The following is a 6145-nucleotide window of genomic DNA, read 5'->3' as shown; positions in this document are numbered from 1 at the left end:
GCGCCGCATGGCCCCGTTTGTTTCCCCGTTAGTGGAAGGCAAACTGGTCGAGTCGCGCAAGTTTCAGACCAACAGCTTTAAGCCTGCGTACATTAAAGATAAACGTGCCCCGGATTTACGCAAACCCATTCGTCGCCAGATTGGTGAGCGGATTGGCGGTCAGTACACTGCTGCTGAACGTGAGATGCTCAACGTACAATTTGAACTGGCTGACCAAATCGTCACGGTTATTGTTTATCGGTAATTCTCGGTAAGTCAAAGAAACCCTTGTGTACTTAATACGTTATGGCTGTTTTGCTTAAAAAGCATACATGGCAGTAAAGGGTTATCAGGGCTTAAATACGGTAAATCTTGCTATACGTTTTGATATACGGTTAGAGCGTATAGCAAAAAACATGGAGAATGAAAATGCCTAAAATATCAAAGCCTTTAACCAACACCGAAATCAAATCAGCGAAAAAGACCGATAAAGAGTATAGCCTTCATGACGGTGGTGGTTTGTATTTATTAGTTAAACCTAATGGCTCAAAGATCTGGCGTTTTTCCTATAGTCGACCCTATACAAAGAAAAGGGCACTGATGAGTTTTGGTCAGTATCCGGCTGTAACTTTATCTTCGGCAAGAAAGTTCAGGGATGAAGCGAGAGAAATGCTATCGAAAAATATAGACCCTCGGCAGTATCGTGAGGCAAAAGCGATGCAAAAAACCGCAGAGATAGAGAATATTTTTGCTAATGTGGCTATTGAGTGGTTTGAGCTAAAAAAGTCACTGGGGGTAAGACCAGCAACGGTGTCAACAATAAAGCTGGTTTTAAATAGCCATATCCTCCCTGCCATAGGAAATGTCCCTGTAACTGAAATCACAGCAAAATACATTCTCAGGTCATTTGATTATCTGAAAAAGGAGGGGAAAATTAGGACGCTCAATCATGCCGTTCGTCGAGTCAGAGAGATATTAGATTACGCTGTTAATGCAGGTGTTATATTTCACAATCCGGCACACAGTATTACAAAAGCAGTCGTGGCACATAAGACGACACCGTTTAAAACTATAACAGCGAATGAACTGCCTGAATTCTGGAAAGCCCTGGATAACGTCATGATGGAACCGCAAACTCGGTTATTAATAGAGTGGCTAATGCTGACAATGGTTAGGCCGAATGAAGCCAGTGGTACTCGCTGGGATGAAATCGATATCGATAACAAGACATGGAATATCCCCGCAGAAAGAATGAAGAGCAAACGCGCCCACACAGTGGCATTGTCTAAACAGGCAATTAGTATCTTAGAGGAAATGAAAAGGTATTCTTTTGGGCAAGTCTTCGTATTCCCTTCACCGAGAAAATTAGTAAGACCAATTCAGCGGGTGACAATCGGTGATGCCTTGCGGCGTGCGCATGTAAACATAGTTCCTCACGGGTTTAGATCGTTAGCCAGTACTACCCTGAATGAACAGGGTTTTAACCCAGACGTGATTGAAGCCGCTTTGGCTCATGTGGATAAGAATCCTGTGCGCAGAGTCTACAATCGCAGTGTATATCTTGAGCAGCGGTTTAAATTAATGGAATGGTGGGGAGATTTTCTGGATGCCTCAAAGCGAGGAGAAATAAACTGGAATAATGGCGCACAAGGATTAATGTTGGATGATTTAAGATGATAGGTATACCTGTATATTATGGGTGGGCCAATGCCTGCCCTTTTTTATAAATCTAATTTGGTGAGGACTTATGCGATATATTGATAGAGAAATAACAACAGCAGAAGAATTAATGAAGAAATTAAGATTTGCATCAAGAAGCTCTTTTGATGAATTCTGTGCTGATGAAAAGGTTAACTTTCCAAAATTTATCAGGATAGGTATTCGTCGTAAGGGATGGTTTGTTGATGAGGTTGAAAGCTGGTTTAAAGAGCGTGATGAGGCAAGATACCAATGAATCAGGGCATCAAGGTATAAGGAAGTGCCGCTAGATTTCATTCAAATGAAATACGCTCATATTACTGCATAACTACACATCAAGAATAACCTCCATTCCCTATTATTTTATCTGGTAAAAGTAATTTTAAATAATTTCATTGAATGCCTTTGGTGGTATTTATCCATCAAGGGCTGAGCATATAAATAACCCCTATAGCCGAAAATCAAATTAATTAAGACAGGGTAAAACTATGACATCTAAAAATATGGCCTTAAATGGCCAGGGACTCGCTCACTCTGAAAATAGCCAGAATGATATTTTAAATATCCGCAAAGCAGTTATTTCCGGTGACTGGTCACCGATTAACAAGGGTATTTGCACACTGACTGATCTAGGGCTGCGTCATAACGGTCAGGGGTTGGTCTGGCTTAATTCTGGTGTGTCGGTTCATGATGCAGAAAGTGATACAGGGCTGACAGGCAAGGATAAGCAATCCTTTGAATATCATTCAGAGGTGCGCACAATTAACCATTTGAATAGTGGTAACTATTATGGATTTGTCCAGCTAAAAGATATTGATAGCTATGCCCTGAATATTATCACTTCAATCAGTTCTGAATATCACACTCGTAAAAATGGCACACCTTTAGCGACGTTCGCACTACTGATTGACCAGAAGCAGCGGAAACAGGCCGTGGATAACTGGATTTTATACCGCAATCCGAACCAGCCAGATAAGTACACCATTCTCAATAAACAGCATCATCATGAACTGGCGACGTGCTATCAGTCCAAAGGCTGGAAGCATGAGCCACTGGAATATCTAGGTAAGCTAATCCGTAATGATGCTGAGTTCAGCAAACTTATGCGTCGGTTGGGTTATGTTCCCGTTCGCACAAGAAAACTAACCGGAAAACGTGAGAGATTTTGGTTATACAGAAAAACAGGAAATGATAAGGGGGTTGGGACAAAAGAAATAAATAAAATCAATAGGTTTACTCCATTTGTCCAGTATGCAAAACGACCAATCAGAACCTTTGAGCGCATTGCTGTAGATGGTCAGTGGCTCTACGTCTATGCCGATCATATTCGCTTTCTGACTAAAAAACGCCACCGTGTAGAAGGTGTGCGAGTTCAGGGTTACACGGCGAAAGGAATAGAGTTGCGAGAGGTGGTGTAATGGTCATTATGTCTAGTGACTCCTTGATGTTAAGGAGTCCTCAATCTCAGAACCACATATCTTTAAGAGGTGTAGTTAGAAATCAATCATCGTTTTTGAACCGAGTGAATATCGGTAACTCAGTTCAATCGGCTCAAATTTTAGCTGATGGGTATGAGAAATTTTTCGGACACCTACGGCAACCCATTGATTCTTTCGAAGTCCTCAGTTTGGGAGGCTACCCGATAATTTCGGGTTGGTTACTTAACTCATTGATATCTAATCGCACTGCAAATATGCAGTCTGCTTATAATTTGAGTGTCAGTCTGGCTGACTCACAGAATCTGTACACCTCTTTAAGAGGAGCGCAAATTTTGCGACCGTCATTTAGTCAGGCACAAAAAGAAAAGGATAGCACGGCGAATGCTACCCTTTGGGATCACGCATTTTTGCGTAATGAGATAAATCAATTAGTTAACTACAACTCTTTAAGAAGTGTAGTTAACCAAGTCAATAATTTTGCCTTGGTTAGTTACTGCTCAGATGATGCTTTGGCTTTGCGTTGCTGGAGTTCTTCCTGTGCAACACCGATAAGTAATCTTATTTCTTCATTGACTTTTGTACCGATTTCTTCGACGCGGGCAAGAGCATCAAGGGACGAGAGTAGTGGATCTTTACAGTTACCCCCACTTTGGCGGCGAGCTATTTCTACACGCATCGCAGTAATAATAAATCCAGCATTGCTTTCATTACCTTGTTTTACTGCTTCCATTCCCTCCATTACATCATGCGGTACACGGACGGTAGTTAACTGTGACTTTGCATTTTTGTTTGGTGTTGGCATCAATGAAACTCCTTACAATTGGTGTGTTTCATTATACACAAAAAAGAAATACAAAAAAGCCTTGACGTGTGTTTCTTATGAAAGTATTGTGAAACACACCTTGAGGATTCAAGGTATACAAATAGCGAAGCCCAGTAGTGCGCGAACACTAACTGGGCCTCTAACCAAAAACGTAAAGGAGTCTTACGCTATGGATACCCCACAGCATAACCAAACTCGCCTTAAATTTACATTCCTAATTGCATCCGGCACTCAGCGGCTGGTGGATATTCACCCTGTGCGTCTGATTACTGTACTGGCAGACAGCGAAGGTGAAGCCCGTTTACTGGTCGGTATTCCCTCTCTGATATTTGTTTCCCGTCAGGAGGTGACCGCATGAGCCAGCCTATCACTATTCATCAAGCCGTTAAAAAGGCGCAGCAACTCGAATTTATTAATCAGCTTATTGAGTCATACCCTCATCAAATACAGGGCAGTGAAATATCTGTTATTTCTTCTCTGATGGCGAAGCTATCCGGCGATATTGCTGTATTTCTGATTGAAGTAATCGCGGATGAGGAAGCTATTGATAACACTTCCCACTGTAGCGATATGTCTACTGTTCAGGGGGTGAACCATGCGTAATCCCGCACCCCATGACTATTACACCCATAAGAACGGGGAAACCGTACAAGTGCTGTCAGTCGCCTTTAATCGCGTGACCTTTGTCCGTGAAGGTTATTACACCCCATGCATCATGCCATTAAGCCGTTTCACTCAAGAATACACCTACGCAGGGAGAGCCTGATCATGTCTGATATCTATAACCATTTGGTACGTACTAATTTCGACGCTATGAGCACCGAAGAACTCAAAGATCTGCGCAAAAACTCCGAAGGGGCATTGAGTAGCGTGATGGCAGCAATGTCAGCGATGGGCGAACTGGCTTTCTGGTCAGTTGACAACGAAAACTATGACAATCGTCAGGCAAGGGATGGTTTACGCCGTATCGGTGAAGCATTGATGTATTTGCCGAGGATCGCCGAAGCGCTGAACGATACGGAACAAAATGCTCAGTTTGAAATCCATCACCGCGAGGGATTCCCGAAATGGTAAGTCATATTGATATTCGTTCGGTGAAAGCGGCGGCACAAAATCAGTGGCAAGGTTTGTTGTCTGCCTGTGGGGTGGATGTTCCAGCAAAGGGTAAGCATGGTGCTTGCCCGATATGCGGCGGTAAAGACCGCTTTCACTTCATAGACGATCACGGGGACGGTGACTGGCATTGTCGCCAGTGCGATGAGCCGAATCACGGTGATGGGCTGGATTTGCTGGTGAGGGCGAAGGGGATCACGATTATTGAGGCGGCTAAAGTCGTTGCTGATGCACTGGCGTTACCTTTGCCAGAACCCAAGCCTGCCAGAAAGAAGGCTTCCAAATCAGAGGTTCCTTCGATAACCGAAAAAGTTAACAAGCTGGTGGCTCAGACTACCATCGGGCAATCCGATTATCTGATGAAAAAGGGGCTGCAATGCCCCGATCAGACGCTACTGAAAGACGGTTCTTTGTTGCTGGTCACTCAGACGCTGGACGGCACAATCACCGGTGCTCAGATTATCAAACCGAATGGTGAAAAGCGCCTTGTCTCTGGTACGCAGAAAAAGGGGAGTTTTATCCCTTTATCACAAGTAACTGGAACACCAGACACGATCATCATTGCTGAGGGATATGCGACAGCCTTAACGGTGAGCCAATTACATGAAGGCGTGGTGCTGGCTGCGATTGACGAGGGGAATTTATCCGCTGTTGCTGAACGGGTCAGGGAACGGTGGCCAACAGCAAAAATCATCCTTGCCGCCGACAATGATTGGCACTCACTGGGGGAACTGGATAACAACGGCAAGCCCAAGAAGAACGTCGGTAAGATTGCGGCAGAGAAGACAGCCAAAGCTATAGACGGGTGGATCGCATTACCGCTAACAGAATATAAGGCCGACTGGGACGATTATCGCCAGTGTCACGGCATCGAGACAGCAAAGCAGGCATTCAGTGAAGGGTTATATCAGTATTATGTAGGGGCAGAGCTTGATATGTATGAACTGGGTAGCGGTGAAGTCATTACTGGCGTGGAATTAGCGCTACTGGAGAGAATGAACAAAACCTATACGCATATCACCATTGGGGGTAAGCATCGGGTTGTCAGCTTAAAACCGTGTCAGGTGAACGGGGTCACGCATGTTTTCGAGGA

The 6145-nt window shown here is 44.0% G+C and carries 9 protein-coding genes and 1 pseudogene; 9 read left to right on the top strand and 1 reads right to left on the bottom strand.

The genetic code is table 11. The features are described from left to right. The 4 genes and pseudogenes from Xvie_RS19040 to Xvie_RS19025 all read left to right on the top strand — a co-directional run. Positions 1-220, top strand: a pseudogene (locus Xvie_RS19040) (major capsid protein); the annotation flags it as partial. Positions 221-408: 188 nt separating this feature from the next. Next, positions 409-1656 carry a tyrosine-type recombinase/integrase gene (locus tag Xvie_RS19035; RefSeq protein WP_167376324.1) on the top strand — a complete coding sequence of 416 codons (1248 nt, stop codon included), beginning with the start codon at positions 409-411 and terminating at the stop codon, positions 1654-1656. A 70-nt stretch (positions 1657-1726) separates the two neighbouring features. After that, a complete protein-coding gene (locus tag Xvie_RS19030) occupies positions 1727-1933 on the top strand; it encodes a helix-turn-helix transcriptional regulator (protein WP_038196686.1) in 207 nt (68 codons plus the stop codon). 232 nt (positions 1934-2165) lie between these two features. Then, on the top strand, positions 2166-3095 hold the full coding sequence (locus Xvie_RS19025) for a hypothetical protein (protein ID WP_086110708.1): 930 nt from the start codon (positions 2166-2168) through the stop codon (positions 3093-3095). A gap of 511 nt (positions 3096-3606) precedes the next feature. Here the strand turns inward: Xvie_RS19025 and Xvie_RS21775 are convergent. Next, positions 3607-3918, bottom strand: coding sequence for a YlcI/YnfO family protein (locus Xvie_RS21775; RefSeq protein WP_086110707.1), 312 nt, complete (start codon positions 3916-3918; stop codon positions 3607-3609). A gap of 190 nt (positions 3919-4108) precedes the next feature. Here Xvie_RS21775 and Xvie_RS21770 point away from each other — a divergent pair, with 190 nt between their 5' ends. The 5 genes from Xvie_RS21770 to Xvie_RS18995 all read left to right on the top strand — a co-directional run. Further along, positions 4109-4297 carry a hypothetical protein gene (locus tag Xvie_RS21770; RefSeq protein ID WP_086110706.1) on the top strand — a complete coding sequence of 63 codons (189 nt, stop codon included), beginning with the start codon at positions 4109-4111 and terminating at the stop codon, positions 4295-4297. Continuing rightward, the gene (locus Xvie_RS19010; protein ID WP_086110705.1) at positions 4294-4542 is read left to right on the top strand and encodes a hypothetical protein; all 249 of its coding nucleotides are present in this window, start codon (positions 4294-4296) and stop codon (positions 4540-4542) included. The genes Xvie_RS21770 and Xvie_RS19010 overlap by 4 nt, the downstream gene beginning before the upstream one ends. Beyond that, complete coding sequence (locus tag Xvie_RS19005) at positions 4535-4705, top strand: DUF4222 domain-containing protein (RefSeq protein WP_086110704.1); 171 nt, start codon at positions 4535-4537, stop codon at positions 4703-4705. Before Xvie_RS19010 ends, Xvie_RS19005 begins: the two co-directional genes overlap by 8 nt. Before the next feature lie 2 nt (positions 4706-4707). Then, on the top strand, positions 4708-5013 hold the full coding sequence (locus tag Xvie_RS19000) for a hypothetical protein (protein WP_086110703.1): 306 nt from the start codon (positions 4708-4710) through the stop codon (positions 5011-5013). Then, positions 5007-6145 (top strand): primase-helicase zinc-binding domain-containing protein (locus tag Xvie_RS18995; protein ID WP_244175739.1); only part of this gene is annotated, 1139 nt, incomplete at its 3' end. The genes Xvie_RS19000 and Xvie_RS18995, both read left to right, overlap by 7 nt.

It is taken from the genome of Xenorhabdus vietnamensis (assembly GCF_002127535.1).
Lineage (GTDB): Bacteria > Pseudomonadota > Gammaproteobacteria > Enterobacterales > Enterobacteriaceae > Xenorhabdus > Xenorhabdus vietnamensis.
Note: the sequence above shows the minus strand (reverse complement) of the source record. Positions and strands in the feature narration are given on the sequence as shown.

Bases quoted from the DNA above. Each gene is read 5' to 3' on its own strand.
- Xvie_RS19035 (WP_167376324.1), top strand. From the start codon at position 409: ATGCCTAAAATATCAAAGCCTTTAACCAACACCGAAATCAAATCAGCG.
- Xvie_RS19030 (WP_038196686.1), top strand. From the start codon at position 1,727: ATGCGATATATTGATAGAGAAATAACAACAGCAGAAGAATTAATGAAG.
- Xvie_RS19025 (WP_086110708.1), top strand. From the start codon at position 2,166: ATGACATCTAAAAATATGGCCTTAAATGGCCAGGGACTCGCTCACTCT.
- Xvie_RS21775 (WP_086110707.1), bottom strand. From the start codon at position 3,918: ATGCCAACACCAAACAAAAATGCAAAGTCACAGTTAACTACCGTCCGT.
- Xvie_RS21770 (WP_086110706.1), top strand. From the start codon at position 4,109: ATGGATACCCCACAGCATAACCAAACTCGCCTTAAATTTACATTCCTA.
- Xvie_RS19010 (WP_086110705.1), top strand. From the start codon at position 4,294: ATGAGCCAGCCTATCACTATTCATCAAGCCGTTAAAAAGGCGCAGCAA.
- Xvie_RS19005 (WP_086110704.1), top strand. From the start codon at position 4,535: ATGCGTAATCCCGCACCCCATGACTATTACACCCATAAGAACGGGGAA.
- Xvie_RS19000 (WP_086110703.1), top strand. From the start codon at position 4,708: ATGTCTGATATCTATAACCATTTGGTACGTACTAATTTCGACGCTATG.